Below are 15,441 nucleotides of genomic sequence, written 5' to 3' on the forward strand. Positions count from 1 at the left end.
TGCATGCTTGGGCCCGGGAGGGCTGTGCCTTGGGCACTTTGCAATGGACACCGGTAGCTGCGCCCAGGGCCCAGAGCGCGCACGCTCAATCGGTGAGGGAGCGCACTTGCACCGGCAGCGACGGAGGCTGCCACTGGTATTGCCGGGTCAGCACATTGCGCTCGGGTTGCTCGCCGGGCCAGTCCAGGCCCAGGGTGTCTGCTATCGTCCAGCCCGCCCAGTCTGCGCGAAAGGGGCGCAGCGCTACATCGGCCGATGCGCGGGCGTGGCTGTTCCACACGATGGCCGGAATGCGGTAGCCCGATTCGGTGCCCGGGCTGTGCCCCGCACGGTTGTCGACATGGCCCACTTCCTGTCCGTGGTCAGACAGATACACCCACGCGCTGCGCCCTGGCGCCCGGGCGCCCGACTGTGTGATGCGCAGTGACTCTGCCACCACAAAGTCGTGGTACAGCAGCGCAGCGTCGTAGTCCTGCCGAAAGCGCCGCACCCACGCCGGGCGGCCTTGCGCCTGTAGTTGCGACTCCACGCGGTCCACTGCGTCGTCAAAAGGGTTTTGGTCGGGCGGAAAGCGCAGCCGGTAGTGGGGGTGGGCGCCCAGCAGGTGCACGATGATGAATTTGCGCTCTGTAGGGTCGTCGATGGCTTCCTGAATGCAGTCGAGCAGTTCGCCGTCTAGCGACGCGCTGGCACGGCCTGGCGTGCGGTTGACCATGTCCACCACATCGGCCAGCCGGGCGTGTTGCTGCTCCACTGCCATGTCGTCGTGGTTGCTCATCCACCAGACCTTATAGCCGGCTGCACGCGCCAGTGCGATGAGGTGTTGGGGCGCTGCCGCATGGGGCTGACCGAACGCGAACAGGTTGTCGAGCGCGGGCAGCGTGCTGGCGTCTGCCGACCAGGCATTGCGCAGCACCAGCATGTGCTCGGGTTGCAGACGCTGCATGTCTACCAGGCGGGGCGTGGTGGCGCGGCCGTAGCCATACAGCTGCATGTTGTCGCGGTTGATGCTGTCTGTGATCACCAGCACCACGGTAGAGGGGCCCGGGTGAGTCACCACAGGGGCCTGCGCCTGTGCGCGTTGCAGCAGGGCCGCGCGGCCCTGCGTCTGGTCTTGCCACCGGGCTTGCTGGTCGGCCAGCGACTGCGTCCAGGCAGGCCAGTACAGCAGCGGGTGCAACCGCCGCCAGGGCTTGCTGGCCCAGGCCACCGCGCACAGCAGCAACACCGCAGCCAAGCCGGCCACCTGCCAACGTCGGGGCGGTGGTGCCACTGCGCTGGGGCTGCCCGGTGCTGCCAAGCGCCAGCCGAGGGCGCCAGCGGTCAGCCATACAGCAGCGCCCAGCAGCCCGGTGCGCCAGTGCATGCGCAGGTATTCGTGCATTTCGCGCAGGTTGGTGTTGGCCAGGGCGCCCAGCACGGCGGTGCTGTCGGGGGCAGATTGGTAGGTTTCGAGCAAGTACGCGCGCAACATGCCGTCTGCCGCAAAGGCCATGACCAGCAGGCACACGCTGGCGCGCCGTGCATGGCGCCATGCTGCGCTGCGCACCGGCCAGGCCAGCCACACTGCGGCCGGCAAAAACAGCACCAGCAGTTGTGCCACCCGCCGGCCGTCATGCCCCAGAACGATGAAGAACCCGGTGATTAGAAGCAAGGCGGCGCTGGCGAGCATGGTGTGGGCGAAGTCAAATGCGGCTTTGCCACCGCCCCGCTGGCGCAGGGCCTTGAGGCATGCAGACGGGCAGGGTGATGGAAGAAGGCCCGCAGCAGGGGCTGTTCGGGCGGCGGCGCAGTCTATCGACCGGTGCATTTCCCGCAGGTGCGGTAGTGGTTTGCCGCCCCCCCCTGCTGCTGCCGTGCCGCAAGCGCCGGCGCTTTGCCCAGGTGTGCCAGTTCAGTGCTACGGCAGGTGGACTCGCGGGCGCAAGTGGCTACGCAGGCGCGTGCCTGCTGGCGCTATGCAGGGGTGAACGGCTAGCGAGCAGCAGAAAGAAGCTAGCGACACTCTGTGGCTTATCCGCGATCCGCGATCCGCGATCAGTGGGCAGGGTCAAGGGTCGCAGCGCAGCGACTCTGCATGTTCTGCCAGTGCTTGCACCAGCCGATCAATATTTTGCTGCGTATGCGCAGCCGACAGCGCAATGCGTAGCCGCGCTGTGCCCTCAGGTACGGTGGGTGGGCGAATGGCGGGCACCCACAGGCCGCGTGCGCGCAGGGCGTCCATGGCGTCCATGGCGGCGGCATTGCTGCCAATCACCAGCGGCTGGATGGGCGTTGTGGACGGCATCAGCTGCCACGGCGTGCGCTGCAGCACAGGCGCCAGGCCCGCTTGCAGGCGGGCAATAAGCTGCTGCAGATGCGTGTAGCGCCAGGTTTCGGTCTGCATCACTTGCAGGCTGGTCTGCAGCGCCTTGGCCAGCAGGGCGGGGGCGGCGGTGGCAAAGATGTAGGTGCGGGTTTTTTGCAGCAGCCACTCCAACAGCACATCACTGCCCGCCACAAAGGCGCCAGCCACGCCGGCGGCCTTGCCCAGCGTGGCCATGTACAGGATGCGCGGCGAGGCGTTCTCGCCCGTCAGTCCATAGTGCGCCAGCGTGCCGCGCCCCTCCTGGCCGGGGGCACCCAGCACGCCAAAGCCGTGGGCATCATCAATGAGCAGCAGCGCGTCGTAGCGCTCACACAGGGCCAGCAGGGCTGGGATATCGGCCACGTCGCCGTCCATGCTGAAGACGGCATCGGTCACCACCAGCTTGCGCCGCGCGGGGCTGCTGGCCAGGGCAGCTTCCAGTGCGGCCAGATCGGCATGCGGGTAGCGGTGGATGGTGGCGCGTGACAGGCGCGCGCCGTCGATCAGGCAGGCGTGGTTGAGTGCGTCCGAGAACAAGGCATCGTCCGCACCCACCAGCGCAGGGATGATGCCCACGTTGGTGGCATACCCTGCGTAAAAGTACAGCGCACGCGGCAGACCCACAAAGCGGGCCAGGGCGTGCTCGAGCAGCGCATTGGCCGTGCTGTGGCCGCTGACCAGGGGCGAGCCGCCCGAGCCCAGGCCGTAGGCGTGGGCGGCCTCGCTCGCGGCGGTGGCCAGCGCGGGGTGGCTGGCCAGGCCCAGGTAATCGTTGCTGCAAAAGGCCAGCATGGGCTGGCCGTCGATTTGCAGCATGGCACCGCCCGCCGGGGCCACGGTGCGGCGCACGCGCAGCAGGTGCTCGCCCTTCAAGGCCGCCATGCGGCCAGGCAGCTCGTCCAGCCAGGAGGCTGTAGGTGGGGGGGCAGAGATGGGGGCAGCGGTGTTCATCGTGTCCAGTCTGCGGGCAGATCAAAGTGGGCTGCCAAGCTGTGGGCGGTGTGCTCGCCCCAGGGAATGTCGGCCAGCAGCGGGGCGCCCAGGCGCTGTTGCAGCCAGGCAATGTTCTCTTCGGGCGCCAGCATGTCCGGGTCCACCCGGTTGACCACCCAGCCTGCCAGCGTCAGCCCGCGTGCGGCAATGGCCTCTGCTGTCAGCAGGGCGTGGTTGAGGCAGCCCAGTCGCAGGCCTACCACTAGCACCATGGGCAGCCCTAGCGCGACGGCCAGGTCAGCCCCCGTGGTGGTGGTCGACAGCGGCACATGAAAGCCCCCAGCCCCTTCCACCACCACGGCATCGGCCTGCGCGGCCAGTGCCTGGTAGGCCTGCACGATGGTGGCGATGTCGATCTGCACCCCCGCGCGTGCGGCGGCGATGTGGGGCGACAGCGGGTCGGGCAGCAGCACGGGCGTGTCCAGCTCGGGGGCAACGGCCAGGGTCGATGCGGCGCGCAGGGCAATGCTGTCCTCGCTGGCCCAGCCTTCGCCCCAGGGCACTACGCCCGCTGCCACCGGCTTCATGCCCACCACGCGGCGGTGGTGCAGTGCAAGGGCCTGCAGCAGCGCGCAGGAGATATGGGTTTTGCCCACGCCCGTATCGGTGCCCACCACAAAGCACGCGGTCATGCGGGCTCCTGCGCCAGCGTGGCTTGCAGGGCATGGAGCGCGCCTGTTGCCAGGCACTGTACGGCTTCGTCGTCCAGCACATAGGGTGGCATGGCATACAGGGTGTGATCGGCTCCGTTGGAGATGGGCCGCAGCAGCAGCCCCTGCGCCAGCGCGTGCTGGTGGTAGCGGCGGGCAAAGTCGGGCAGCGTGCTGTCCACATCCCACGCCCAGACCATGCCCAGCCGCCGCGCGTGGCGCACGCGGGGGTGGTGGGTGATGGGGGCGCAGGCCGCGTCGATGCGCTGGGCCAGGGCGGCGTTGGCGGTCAGTGCATCGAGCTGCTCAAACAGCTCCAAGGTGGCCACCGCTGCGCGGCAGGCCAGCGGGTTGCCGGTGTACGAGTGCGAATGCAAAAAGCCACGGGCCACGTTGTCGTCGTAGAACGCGGCGTACACCGCATCGGTGGTGAGCACGGCCGACAGCGGCAGCGTGCCCCCGGTAATGCCTTTGGACAGGCAAATGAAGTCGGGCTGGATGCCCGCCTGCTGGTGGGCAAACATCGTGCCGGTGCGGCCAAAGCCCACCGCGATTTCATCCACCACCAGGTGCACCTCGTAGCGGCTGCACAGGGCGCGGGCGAGGCGCAGGTACTCGGCATCGTGCATGGCCATGCCTGCGGCGCATTGCACCAGGGGCTCGACGATCAGGGCGGCGGTGTCGGCATGGTGCTCTTGCAGCCATTGCTCCAGCGCGGCGGCGGCGCGGCGGGCCACGTCGGCGGCGGTCTCGCCCGGCTGGGCCTGGCGGGCGTCGGGGCTGGGCACGGTGGCAGCCAGGCGCACCAGCGGGGCGTAGGCCTCTCGAAACAGCGGGATGTCCGTGACGGCCAGGGCGCCCACGGTTTCGCCGTGGTAGCCCCCGGCCAGGCCGATGAAGCGGCTCTTGCCGGGGCGGCCGCAGTTGCGCCAGTAGTGCGCGCTCATCTTCAGCGCGATCTCGGTGGCCGATGCGCCGTCGCTGCCGTAGAACGCATGGCCCAGGCCGGTGAGGGCGCCCAGGCGCTCGGACAGCTCTACCACCGGCGCATGCGTGAAGCCTGCCAGCAGGACGTGGTCGAGCTTGTCGAGCTGATCGGCCAGCGCGGCCTTGATGTGCGGGTGGCTGTGCCCGAACAGGTTGACCCACCAGGAGCTGATGCCGTCCAGGTACCGCTGGCCGCCCTCTGCATACAGCCAGGGCCCTTGGGCCCGGGCGATGGCAATGGGCGGCTGCGCCTCGTGGCGCTTCATTTGGGTGCAGGGGTGCCACACATGGGCCAGGCTGCGTTCAGCGAGGGATGCAAGGGTTGCGGTCATGGTGTGCGGGCCGGGTCAGGCGCTGGGCGCCTGGGGCAGGTCCAGCGTGCACGCGTCGCCCACGGCATCGCGCCACACACGCACCTGGCTGGGGTGCAGATCGGCCACGGCGCGGGCGATGAAGAGGCACAGGTGCTCTAGCGTGGGCACGCCCAGGCCTGGGACTTCGTCCAGAAAGTGGTGGTCGAGCTGCTCGCGCACTTGGGCCAAGCGCGCGCGCAGATGGCCCAGGTCTTGCACCATGCCGGTGGCGGGATCGAGCGGGCCGGTCAGGGCCACTTCGGCGTGGTAGGTGTGGCCGTGGATGCGGCGGCTGCCCTCGGCCTCGATCTCACGGCGCAGGGTGTGCGCAGCATCGAAGAAAAAGCGTTGGCGAATGGTCAGTTGCATGGCAAAAAAAGGGGCAGAGGCCGGTTCAACGGGGAGCAGGAAGGTGGGCGTCCGCAATGGCGTCGGATCAACGAATCCCGGTCAGCTTGTGGGTTTGCAGGCTCAGGCGCCAAGCGGGGTGGCGCATGCAGGTGTCTATGCACAGAGCGGTGTTTTGGCGTTGCAGGGGCCCGTCCATGGGCTGCAGGTAGCGGTGGGCAAAGTCGGTGCCCTGCTCCAGCGTTGGCAGGTCGAAGCCGGGTTGGGGCCACACCAGTTTCAGCTCTTGCCCGCTGCGCTGCACAAAGGGGGCGCCTGCCTTGGGGCTGATGCACAGCCAGTCGATGCCTTCGGGGGCCTTCACGGTGCCGTTGCTTTCGACGGCGATGCGGAACTGCTGCGCGTGCAGCGCGTCGATGAGTGCGGTATCGACCTGCAGCAGGGGCTCGCCACCGGTCAGTACCACCAAGCGGTGGCCTGCGCCCACGGGCCATTGCGCGGAGATGGTTTGCGCCAGCAGCGCAGCCGTCTCAAACTTGCCACCCAGCGTGCCGTCGGTGCCCACAAAGTCGGTGTCGCAGAACTGGCAGATGGCCTGCGCGCGGTCCTGCTCACGGCCCGTCCAGAGGTTGCAGCCCGCAAAGCGGCAGAACACGGCGGGCGCGCCCGCCTGGCCACCTTCGCCTTGCAAGGTGTAGAAGATTTCTTTGACGCTGTAGGTCATCGGGGCACCGGAGGGACTAAGAGGGTGGGGGCAGCGGGGGCAGCCATGTCGGGGTAGTCGCGGCTGTAGTGCAGGCCCCGGCTTTCGCGGCGCAGCTGGGCGCTTTTCACGATCAGATCGGCCACCTGCACCAGGTTGCGCAGCTCCAGCAGGTCGCGCGTGATGTGGAAGTGCGCGTAGAACTCCTGGATTTCGCCCTGCAGCATGGCAATGCGGTGCGCGGCACGCTCCAGGCGCTTGTTGGTGCGCACGATGCCCACGTAGTCCCACATGAAGCGGCGCAGCTCGTCCCAGTTGTGGGAGATGACGACACATTCATCCGCGTCGGTCACGCGGCTGTCGTCCCATGTGGGCACGGTGGGTAGTGCGGTGGCGGGGGCCGCAGCAATGGCTTGCGCAGCCGCGCGGGCAAACACCATGCATTCGAGCAGCGAGTTGCTGGCCAGCCGATTGGCGCCATGCAGCCCGGTGCAGGCCACTTCGCCCACGGCGTACAGGCCAGGCAGGTCGGTGCGTCCGGCCAGGTCGGTCAGCACACCGCCACAGGTGAAGTGGGCCGTTGGCACCACGGGGATGGGTTCCTTCGTGATGTCGATGCCCAGCGACGCGCAGTGCGCCAGGATGTTGGGGAAGTGCTCTTGCAAAAACGCGGGGCTCTGGTGCGAGATGTCGAGGTGCACGCAGTCGAGGCCGTGCTTTTTCATCTCGAAGTCGATGGCGCGGGCGACCACATCGCGGGGCGCCAGTTCGGCGCGCGGGTCGTGGTCGAGCATGAAGCGCGTACCGCCCGCCGATGGGGGGAGAAGCAACTTGCCTCCTTCGCCACGCACGGCCTCGCTGATGAGGAAGGACTTTTCGTGCGGGTGGTACAGGCCCGTGGGGTGGAATTGGATGAACTCCATGTTGGCCACGCGGCAGCCTGCGCGCCAGGCGGCGGCAATGCCGTCGCCCGTGGCGGTGTCGGGGTTGGTGGTGTACAGGTACACCTTGCCCGCGCCGCCTGTGGCCAAAATGGTCTGCGGCGCGCGGAAGGTGACGACCTCATCGGTGTCGCTGTCGAGCGCATATAGCCCCAGGCACCGGTTGCCGGGCAAGCCCAGCTTGCGTGTGGTGATCAGGTCCACCAGCGTGTGCTGCTCAAACAGCGTAATGCCGGGGGTGGCGCGCACCACGTCGATCAGCGTGCGCTGCACCGCCGCGCCCGTGGCGTCGGTCACATGGGCGATGCGGCGTGCGCTGTGGCCGCCCTCGCGCGTCAGGTGCAGTTGGTCACCTTCGAGCGTGAAGGGCACGCCCAGCTCGCGCAGCCAGGCAATCGATGCCGGGGCGTTCTCCACCACAAAGCGCGTGGTGGCCAGATCGCACAGGCCCGCGCCTGCGACCAGCGTGTCTTCAATGTGGGCGGCAAAGCTGTCATCGTCGGCCAGCACGGCGGCAATGCCGCCTTGCGCCCAGCCGCTCGATCCATCTTGCAGCGTGCGCTTGGTGATGACGGCCACGCGGTGTGTGAGCGCCAGGTGCAGGGCCGCCGAGAGGCCAGCGAGGCCACTGCCTACGATGAGAACGTCGAAGTCGTGGGATGCCATGGCTTGCGGGTGAAGTAAGGGTGTGTGCCAAGGCCACCGGCCAGGGCGGTGAACAGCGGGGCCGGCCTAGACCGGCGTGTAAGCGAGGCGCACGTAGATGGGGGCAAACGCCTCGGCCTGCGTGATCTCGATCAGCGTCTCTTTGGCCAGCTCCAGCAGCGCGATGAAGGTCACCACCAGCACGGTGCTGCCTTTGGCGGGCTCGAAGAGCTCTTCAAACTCCACAAAGCGGCGGCCTTGCAGTGTCTTGAGCACCATGCTCATGTATTCGCGCACGCTCAGCTCTTCGCGGGTGATCTTGTGGTGCTGCACGAGCTTGGCGCGTTTCAGGATGTCGCGCCAGGCGTCCCGCAACTCCACCACGTGCACATCGGGAAAGCGCGGCTGCAGGCTTTGCTCAATATAGACCTGGGCCTTCAAAAAGTCGCGGCCGTACTGCGGAATTTGCCCCAGGCGGGCCGCGGCCATCTTCATCTGCTCGTATTCCAGCAGGCGGCGCACCAGCTCGGCGCGCGGGTCTTCGGGCTCCTCGCCCTCGGCCTGTTTCTTGGGCGGCAGCAGCATGCGCGACTTGATCTCAATGAGCATCGCCGCCATCAGCAAATACTCGGCCGCCAACTCCAGGTTGCGGCTGCGGATCTCATCCACGTACACCAAATACTGCTTGGTGACCCCCACCATGGGGATGTCGAGGATGTTGAAGTTCTGCTTGCGGATCAGGTATAGCAGCAAATCCAGCGGGCCTTCAAAGGCTTCGAGGAAGACTTCGAGCGCGTCGGGCGGGATGTACAGGTCGGTGGGCAGCGCAAACAGCGGCTCACCGTACAGGCGCGCCAGCGCCACCTGGTCGACCACGTTGGGCATACCGCTGGCCGCCGTGGCTGCCAGGGCATCTGCCACATCGGCGGCAGGCTGGGGGCTGGCGTTGCTCATGATTTGCTATGAAATGTGTAGCTGCTAGCGCTTCTTTTAAAAGCGCTAGGTGCCAATTTCATTGCAAATGCCAGCCGCCGCAAGACGTCAGTCCGCGTTGGTCTGGTAGACGTACGGCTTTTGCGCAACCTCGCCTTGGCGGTAGTCACCCCACAGGGTGCGGTCGACCTGCTTGTCCCACAGCAGGGCGCGGCCTGTCTGCTGTTGCTGATCCAGCTCGGGCTTGGTGGCCTTGAGCTGGTTGATGAACTGGGTGGCGTCGGATTGGTAATCGGGGCGGCGGAAAATGGACATGGACTGTTAACCTCTTTTGTTGGATTTTACCGGGACGACGCCATGCCATTTTTTCGACGCGCCCAAAGCGCTGCCGCCACCGCAGTCTCAGCCGCATTGACCCCCGTCTTTGCGGCCCTGGTTTTGCTGACCACCAGCGGCTGCGATCCGCAGCGCATCAGCGAGCTGCAACCGGGGCAATCGACCGAGGCCGATGTGCGCGACCGCTTTGGCGCGCCTGAAAACGTGTGGAACGAGGCCGATGGGGGCCGTACGCTGGAATACAACCGCCAGCCTGCAGGCCAGGTCAACTACATGATCACCCTGGGCCCCGATGGCAAGGTGGCCGCCGTGCGCCAGGTGCTGACCCCCGCCAACTTTGCCCGGGTGCAGCCCGGCATGCCCATGGCCGAGGTGCGCCGCCTGCTGGGCAAGCCCGCCAAGACGGCGCACTATGCGCTCAAAAATGAAACGGCAGTGGATTGGCGCTTTGCCGATGGCAGCCCCTCGCCCAAGGTGTTCACCGTGGTGCACGGCCCGGATTGGCGCGTGGTCCGCACCCAGACCGGTGACGACCTGGATGCGCCTGAGTTCAAGGGCGGCGGCAAATAGGGCCGGGTGTGCTGTGAGAACAGGTTCTTAGTTTTTGAAAATAGAAGAAAATAGGCCCCAGCGCTTTAACCATAAGCGCTGGAAGCTATTTATTTAATAGCAATCGCGGCGCTGGGCGCCGCCTGCCACTGGGCAAGCTTGCGTTTGGCGCGCTGCTTGCTTGTGTTCTCGTGCTCCCGTGACAGGGATCCAATGGCGTTGGGGCTCACAAGGTCCTGGCCCTCCATTTTCAAAATCAAGAGTTTTTTCCATGTCTCCTGCTGAATCTGGCGCTGCGCCCGCCCCGGACCCTGTGGTGTCTTTGCGCCACGGCGCCTACGAAGATGCGCAAGCCCTGTTCTCGGGCACCCTGTTTGTGGCCATGGCGCTCATGCTGTTCAACCAGGCCGGTCTGCTCATCGGCAGCACAGCGGGCATTGCGTTTTTGCTGCACTACGTCACCGACATCTCGTTCGGCAAGCTGTTCTTTATGGTGAACCTGCCGTTTTACTGGTTCGCCTGGACGCGCATGGGCCGCGAGTTCACGCTCAAGACATTCATCAGTGTGGCGCTGCTGTCACTGCTGACCGAGCTGTTCCCGCATGTGATGCAGGTCAGCTACATCAACCCGCTGTTTGCCTCGCTGCTGGGCGGGTTGCTGCTGGGGGCAGGCTGCCTCTTTCTCGCACGCCACCGGGCCAGCTTGGGCGGCGCCACCATCGTTTCGCTTTACATGCAAAACCGCTACGGCATTCGTGCGGGCAAGGTGCAACTGGTGATTGACTGCGTGGTGCTGCTGCTGGCCTTGTTTGTGGTGCCGCTGGAGCGGGTGTTCTATTCGGTGCTGGCCGCTGTGGTGATGGGCGTGTTTTTGTGGATCAGCCACCGGCCTGGGCGGTACGTGGGGGGATGACTCCACATTGACTTCGGTGTGACGGCGGCTCCATGGCTTTGGGTTCGTCATGCGTCAGCATCGGTGGCGCCCGTAGCTGCAGGGCGCAACGCTGGACAAGTTGTCCAGTCCCAAGCGCAGGCTGCTCACTAGAATTCTGCGACGTTGCAGATATGCACCGACCACCACTTCGCCCCACATCGGGCTGGCCCATGACCTCTGATTTCATCCAAATCTATCCTGCTGACGCAGCCTTGCGAACTCCAGAGCGCGAGCGTCTGTATGACGACATTCTTGCGAACGTTGAATTGGGCGAGTTCAAAAAGAAAACATTGGGCCCCGCGCTGAAGCGTCTGTGCTTTGAAGGCCAGATAGAGTCCCGCGATGAGCGCATCCGTGATCCGGGTGAACTTATCAGCCGCATCAATCCGCTGGGCACGTACGTCCATGCTTACCTCTGCCTTGCATCGCCGGTGGTCAGTGAGGGGGCGTTCGCCGCCATCCTGCAGCACTACAAGCAGGCATCGGTCACCGATATGGCCATCGATTTGGTGCGCTATTTCGACGGCCCTCGGCATCACCAGCCTGGCCTGGACCTGCACGCGCGCATTCGCTGCCTGGTGCGCGCTTTGCCGCAAGTCACCTCCGCCACGGCGTTCCAGCACCTGTGTGGCAGCATGTTTTCCAAGTTTCTCTCCCTGGCCTGCTATCGCGGTACCACCGAGAGTGCCTTGGTCGTCGACTGCTGGGAGGGGGTCGAGCAGTTTGTAGGTCTTGGCAAGGACATGGAGAGCATCCACAACCTGGCCACAGACTTGTTCAGCAGTCAGGCGCAGGAGCCACTCGGGTACCAGGATCACCGCGTTATCGATTTCTGCGGGCGCTACTTTCGGCGCCAGTGGGGGCCGAACCTGCTGGCTTTGCTGGACACCGTCTACCACGCCATCCCACAAGACCAGCGCCTGAGGGTTGAGCACGGTGCGATCGTGTTCGCGCACCCTTTGGCAGCGAGCGCTGTGGACACCCGTGAAATGGCGGCGGCGCCTGTGCCTGTGCCTGAGCCCGTCCCTTTGGCCCAGCCTGGTGCTGGCCCGGTCGGCACCGGTTTCTTTTGCTTGGTGAGAAGCCCGACGGCGGCGCATTCTCGTGGCGTCGAGAGCTTTCTGGGCGCACAGCCGCAAGCAGGCGCCGCGATATCGCTGGAGGTGGCCAACGAGGGGCTCCAAGCACTCGCACCTTTCGCCCAGCCCGAGACCCTGCAGCGTGTGGATGACACCACCCTATTGCTGGCCTGGGAGGCGGATTTTGCCCCTGAGGCCGGGCGTGCCGAGGCGGCTGCCTGCATGGCCGCCGGCTGCCGTGTGCTCGCCCCCGTGCTGTGGCTGGAGTCCGGCGAAGTGCTGCATCTCCATGGATTGGGGCCCGGAGAGCCATGGCGTTTTTCCAGGGCGCGCAGCGGTAGCGATGCTCAAGAGGAGGCCGCAGAGGTACTCGACGTTCCGGAGCTTCTGGCGCTGCTGTTGGCGCAGGTGGGGCAAGAAGACTCTGGCTGATTCCATTTCCAAATCATTCCTGACTAGGCGCGAAGCCGCAGACAGTGCTGAAGCACGGCAAGGCGAAGCAACAACGTCAGGGGTGATTTAGAGCGTGTTATGAACTTCCCGCTGCAGCCAGCACCCGTGCGGCAGCGGGCAACATGAGCACCGCAAACACCAGGAAATGCAGCCCGCCGAGCACTTCGGGTAGTCGCTCGTAGTCCCGCGATAGCCTGCGAAACCTCGCCAGCCAGCCGAAGCTTCTCTCCACCACCCAGCGGCGCGGCAGCAGTACAAAGCCTTTCTTTGCCTCGGGCAGCTTCACGATGTGCAGGTCGATGCCGTTGTCCTGCGCCGCTTTGGATGCCGCTTCACCCGTGTAGCCTTGGTCTGCCCAGGCCAGTTGTACCGTGTGGCCCGTGGCCTGCTGTACGTCTTCGCACAGGCGCTGCACCTGCGCACGTTCCTGTTCGTCTGCAGGCGTGACATGCACTGCCAGCAAGTGGCCCAGCGTGTCCACGGCCATGTGCACCTTGCTGCCGCGCTTGCGTTTGTAGCCGTCGTAGCCTGCACGTGGACCGCTCTCGCAACTCGATTGCAGCGTGCGCCCATCCATCACTACTGCGCTGGGCTGGCCCTGGCGCCCCTGTGCTACGCGAATGATGGAGCGCAGATCCGACACTATCGCCTCGAAGCAGCCCGCGTCAAGCCAACGCCTGCTTTGCTGGTAGACCGCCTCCCACGGCGGCAGATCGTTGGGCAGCATCCGCCAGGGCGCTCCTGCGCGCACCAGCCAGCGCAGCGCGTTGAAGACTTCGCGCAGATCATGCTCGCGCTGGGGCGCGTGCTGATTCATCAAGGTCAGGTAGGGCGCAGCGAAGCTCCATTCTTCATCGCTGACGTCTGTCGGGTAAGGCTTGCGGGGCATCTGCAAACTCTACCCTTGGCTCCGTGCTCACGCAGCAAAGTTCATAACACGCTCTAGAAATGGAATGAGCAGCGATATCCGCCGGGTACTTGCCGGTCTCTTGGGGCAAGAAAAAAGGCCCTCGCAATGAGGGCCTTGTCGCCTGATCCAATCGCTGGCGATCAGCGCACGCGCATGCCGGGCGTGGCGCCGGGCCAGGGGTTGAGCACGTAGATGCCGGGGTTGGCCTTCTCGTCGCCATGGCTGGCGGCCAGCACCATGCCTTCGCTCACGCCAAACTTCATCTTGCGCGGGGCTAGGTTGGCCACCATCACGGTGTGTTTGCCGATCAGGTCTTCTGGCTTGTAGGCGCTGGCGATGCCTGAAAAGACGTTGCGCGTGCGGCCCTCGCCCACGTCCAGCGTCAGGCGCAGCAGCTTGGTCGAACCTTCCACCGGCTCGCAGTTCACGATCAGCGCAATGCGCAGGTCGATCTTGGTGAAGTCGTCGATGGTGATGGTGGGAGCGAGTTCTTCGCCGCCGGGATGGGCACTGGTTGCTACGGTTTCTGTAGCTGCTGGCGCCTGTTCTGCTTGTGCCGGGGCCTCAAACAATGCTTCAAGCTGCTCAGGGGTTACGCGCTGCATCAGGTGGTTGTAGGGCTGGATGGCCTGCACATCGCCCGCCACATCCCAGCGTTGCATATCCACCCCCACAAAAGCCTGCACCGCCTGTGCCAGTCCAGGCAGCACGGGCGACAGATAGCGCGTGAGCGCCGCAAAGGTGTTGATCAGCACCGAGCAGACTTGGTGTAGGGCTTCGTTGTTGTCGGCGTTCTTGGCCAGGTCCCAGGGTTTGTTCTGGTCCACATAGGCGTTGACCTTGTCGGCCAGCAGCATGATCTCGCGCGTGGCCTTGCTGTATTCGCGGCTTTCGTACAACTGGGCAATAGCGTCGCGCGCACCGCGCACCTCTGCCAGCAAAGCCGTGCCGGTGGCGCCGAACTCGCTGGTCAGCTTGCCCTCAAACCGCTTGGTCAAAAAGCCCGCTGCGCGGCTGGCAATGTTCACGTACTTGCCGATCAAATCGCTGTTCACGCGCAGCATGAAGTCTTCAGCATTGAAGTCGATATCTTCATTGCGCGCGCTTAGCTTGGCGGCCAAGTAGTAACGCAGCCATTCGGCGTTCATGCCCAGGCTCAGGTACTTGAGCGGGTCCAGGCCGGTGCCGCGGCTCTTGCTCATCTTCTCGCCGTTGTTCACGGTCAAAAAGCCGTGCACGAATACGTTGTTGGGCGTCTTGCGGCCGCTGAAGTGCAGCATGGCGGGCCAGAACAGCGTGTGGAAGGTGACGATGTCCTTGCCGATGAAGTGGTACTGCTCCATGGCCGGGTCGGCCATGTAGGCGTCGTAGCTTTCGCCGCGCTTTTCGAGCAGGTTCTTCAGCGACGCCAGGTAGCCCACGGGGGCGTCCAGCCACACGTAGAAGTATTTGCCTGGCGCGTCGGGGATCTCGATGCCGAAGTAGGGCGCATCGCGGCTGATGTCCCAGTCGCCCAGGCCTTCGCTGGTGGTGCCGTCGGGGTTGGTGCGGACGGTGAACCATTCCTTGATCTTGTTGGCCACCTCGGGCTGCAGCTTGCCGTCTTGTGTCCACTTCTCCAGAAACTCCACGCAGCGTGGGTCCGACAGCTTGAAGAAGAAATGCTCCGAATTCTTCAGCTCCGGCTTGGCGCCTGACAGGGCCGAGAACGGGTTGATGAGGTCGGTGGGCGCATAGACCGAGCCGCACACTTCGCAGTTGTCGCCGTACTGGTCCTTGGCGTGGCACTTGGGGCATTCGCCCTTGATGTAGCGGTCGGGCAAGAACATGTTCTTCTCGGGGTCGAAGAACTGCTCGATGGTGCGCACTTCAATCAGCGAGCCGTCTGCGCGGTCGCGCAGGTCGCGGTAGATCTGGCGGGCCAGTTCGTGGTTTTCGGGCGCGTCGGTGCTGTGCCAGTTGTCAAAGCTGATGTGAAAGCCGTCCAGGTACTGCTTGCGGCCCGCAGCAATGTCGGCCACGAACTGCTGGGGCGTTTTGCCTGCCTTTTCGGCGGCAATCATGATGGGCGCGCCATGCGTGTCGTCGGCACCCACGAAGTTGACAGCGTTGCCCTGCATTCGCTGGTACCGCACCCAGATGTCGGCCTGGATGTATTCCATGATGTGGCCGATGTGGAAGTTGCCGTTGGCGTACGGCAGGGCGGTGGTAACGAAGAGTTTGCGGGCGGAGGACGACATGGGAGGACACTTTCTCAGGCGGAACCCGCGATTTTAGGCG

The 15,441-nt window shown here is 65.2% G+C and carries 14 protein-coding genes; 3 read left to right on the plus strand and 11 right to left on the minus strand.

Annotated elements, in window-relative coordinates; translation table 11 throughout:
• Window positions 1-85: 85 nt before the first annotated feature.
• The 9 genes from C8C98_RS14840 to C8C98_RS14880 all read right to left on the minus strand — a co-directional run bounded on the left by C8C98_RS14840 (window position 86) and on the right by C8C98_RS14880 (window position 9,215).
• Window positions 86-1,672 (minus strand): phosphoethanolamine transferase, encoded by a 1,587-nt coding sequence (locus C8C98_RS14840; protein WP_199726601.1) that lies wholly within the window; start codon window positions 1,670-1,672, stop codon window positions 86-88.
• A gap of 378 nt (window positions 1,673-2,050) precedes the next feature.
• Window positions 2,051-3,298: an 8-amino-7-oxononanoate synthase gene (gene bioF / locus C8C98_RS14845; RefSeq protein ID WP_121454903.1), complete on the minus strand. Its 1,248-nt coding sequence runs from the start codon at window positions 3,296-3,298 to the stop codon at window positions 2,051-2,053.
• On the minus strand, window positions 3,295-3,972 hold the full coding sequence (bioD, locus tag C8C98_RS14850; protein WP_121454904.1) for a dethiobiotin synthase: 678 nt from the start codon (window positions 3,970-3,972) through the stop codon (window positions 3,295-3,297). The genes bioF and bioD overlap by 4 nt, the downstream gene beginning before the upstream one ends.
• Window positions 3,969-5,309, minus strand: a complete 1,341-nt coding sequence (gene bioA, locus C8C98_RS14855) for an adenosylmethionine--8-amino-7-oxononanoate transaminase (RefSeq protein WP_121454905.1) — start codon at window positions 5,307-5,309, stop codon at window positions 3,969-3,971. Before bioA ends, bioD begins: the two co-directional genes overlap by 4 nt.
• A 15-nt stretch (window positions 5,310-5,324) precedes the next feature.
• Complete coding sequence (locus C8C98_RS14860; RefSeq protein WP_099658493.1) at window positions 5,325-5,699, minus strand: 6-carboxytetrahydropterin synthase; 375 nt, start codon at window positions 5,697-5,699, stop codon at window positions 5,325-5,327.
• A gap of 67 nt (window positions 5,700-5,766) precedes the next feature.
• Window positions 5,767-6,402 carry a 7-carboxy-7-deazaguanine synthase gene (gene queE / locus C8C98_RS14865; RefSeq protein ID WP_121454906.1) on the minus strand — a complete coding sequence of 212 codons (636 nt, stop codon included), beginning with the start codon at window positions 6,400-6,402 and terminating at the stop codon, window positions 5,767-5,769.
• Complete coding sequence (gene nadB / locus C8C98_RS14870) at window positions 6,399-7,988, minus strand: L-aspartate oxidase (protein WP_121454907.1); 1,590 nt, start codon at window positions 7,986-7,988, stop codon at window positions 6,399-6,401. The genes queE and nadB overlap by 4 nt, the downstream gene beginning before the upstream one ends.
• A gap of 66 nt (window positions 7,989-8,054) precedes the next feature.
• Window positions 8,055-8,921: a ScpA family protein gene (locus C8C98_RS14875; RefSeq protein WP_370450409.1), complete on the minus strand. Its 867-nt coding sequence runs from the start codon at window positions 8,919-8,921 to the stop codon at window positions 8,055-8,057.
• 87 nt (window positions 8,922-9,008) lie between these two features.
• Window positions 9,009-9,215, minus strand: a complete 207-nt coding sequence (locus tag C8C98_RS14880; RefSeq protein ID WP_121454908.1) for a DUF3460 family protein — start codon at window positions 9,213-9,215, stop codon at window positions 9,009-9,011.
• Window positions 9,216-9,257: 42 nt separating this feature from the next.
• Here C8C98_RS14880 and C8C98_RS14885 point away from each other — a divergent pair, with 42 nt between their 5' ends.
• The 3 genes from C8C98_RS14885 (at window position 9,258) to C8C98_RS14895 (ending at window position 12,230) form a co-directional block, all read left to right on the plus strand.
• Complete coding sequence (locus C8C98_RS14885; RefSeq protein WP_233574557.1) at window positions 9,258-9,806, plus strand: outer membrane protein assembly factor BamE; 549 nt, start codon at window positions 9,258-9,260, stop codon at window positions 9,804-9,806.
• Between the two features lie 250 nt (window positions 9,807-10,056).
• Window positions 10,057-10,698: a YitT family protein gene (locus tag C8C98_RS14890; protein WP_121454909.1), complete on the plus strand. Its 642-nt coding sequence runs from the start codon at window positions 10,057-10,059 to the stop codon at window positions 10,696-10,698.
• A gap of 191 nt (window positions 10,699-10,889) precedes the next feature.
• Window positions 10,890-12,230 carry a hypothetical protein gene (locus tag C8C98_RS14895; RefSeq protein ID WP_121454910.1) on the plus strand — a complete coding sequence of 447 codons (1,341 nt, stop codon included), beginning with the start codon at window positions 10,890-10,892 and terminating at the stop codon, window positions 12,228-12,230.
• A 97-nt stretch (window positions 12,231-12,327) separates the two neighbouring features.
• Here the strand turns inward: C8C98_RS14895 and C8C98_RS14900 are convergent, their stop codons facing one another.
• The gene (locus tag C8C98_RS14900) at window positions 12,328-13,140 is read right to left on the minus strand and encodes an IS5 family transposase (protein WP_121454226.1); all 813 of its coding nucleotides are present in this window, start codon (window positions 13,138-13,140) and stop codon (window positions 12,328-12,330) included.
• A gap of 161 nt (window positions 13,141-13,301) precedes the next feature.
• Window positions 13,302-15,401, minus strand: a complete 2,100-nt coding sequence (metG, locus tag C8C98_RS14905; protein ID WP_121454911.1) for a methionine--tRNA ligase — start codon at window positions 15,399-15,401, stop codon at window positions 13,302-13,304.
• Between the last annotated feature and the right edge of the window lie 40 nt (window positions 15,402-15,441).

The organism is Acidovorax sp. 106 (genome assembly GCF_003663825.1).
GTDB lineage: Bacteria > Pseudomonadota > Gammaproteobacteria > Burkholderiales > Burkholderiaceae_C > Acidovorax.

Bases quoted from the DNA above. Each gene is read 5' to 3' on its own strand.
- C8C98_RS14840 (WP_199726601.1), bottom strand. From the start codon at position 1,672: ATGCTCGCCAGCGCCGCCTTGCTTCTAATCACCGGGTTCTTCATCGTT.
- bioF (WP_121454903.1), bottom strand. From the start codon at position 3,298: ATGAACACCGCTGCCCCCATCTCTGCCCCCCCACCTACAGCCTCCTGG.
- bioD (WP_121454904.1), bottom strand. From the start codon at position 3,972: ATGACCGCGTGCTTTGTGGTGGGCACCGATACGGGCGTGGGCAAAACC.
- bioA (WP_121454905.1), bottom strand. From the start codon at position 5,309: ATGACCGCAACCCTTGCATCCCTCGCTGAACGCAGCCTGGCCCATGTG.
- C8C98_RS14860 (WP_099658493.1), bottom strand. From the start codon at position 5,699: ATGCAACTGACCATTCGCCAACGCTTTTTCTTCGATGCTGCGCACACC.
- queE (WP_121454906.1), bottom strand. From the start codon at position 6,402: ATGACCTACAGCGTCAAAGAAATCTTCTACACCTTGCAAGGCGAAGGT.
- nadB (WP_121454907.1), bottom strand. From the start codon at position 7,988: ATGGCATCCCACGACTTCGACGTTCTCATCGTAGGCAGTGGCCTCGCT.
- C8C98_RS14875 (WP_370450409.1), bottom strand. From the start codon at position 8,921: ATGAGCAACGCCAGCCCCCAGCCTGCCGCCGATGTGGCAGATGCCCTG.
- C8C98_RS14880 (WP_121454908.1), bottom strand. From the start codon at position 9,215: ATGTCCATTTTCCGCCGCCCCGATTACCAATCCGACGCCACCCAGTTC.
- C8C98_RS14885 (WP_233574557.1), top strand. From the start codon at position 9,258: ATGCCATTTTTTCGACGCGCCCAAAGCGCTGCCGCCACCGCAGTCTCA.
- C8C98_RS14890 (WP_121454909.1), top strand. From the start codon at position 10,057: ATGTCTCCTGCTGAATCTGGCGCTGCGCCCGCCCCGGACCCTGTGGTG.
- C8C98_RS14895 (WP_121454910.1), top strand. From the start codon at position 10,890: ATGACCTCTGATTTCATCCAAATCTATCCTGCTGACGCAGCCTTGCGA.
- C8C98_RS14900 (WP_121454226.1), bottom strand. From the start codon at position 13,140: ATGCCCCGCAAGCCTTACCCGACAGACGTCAGCGATGAAGAATGGAGC.
- metG (WP_121454911.1), bottom strand. From the start codon at position 15,401: ATGTCGTCCTCCGCCCGCAAACTCTTCGTTACCACCGCCCTGCCGTAC.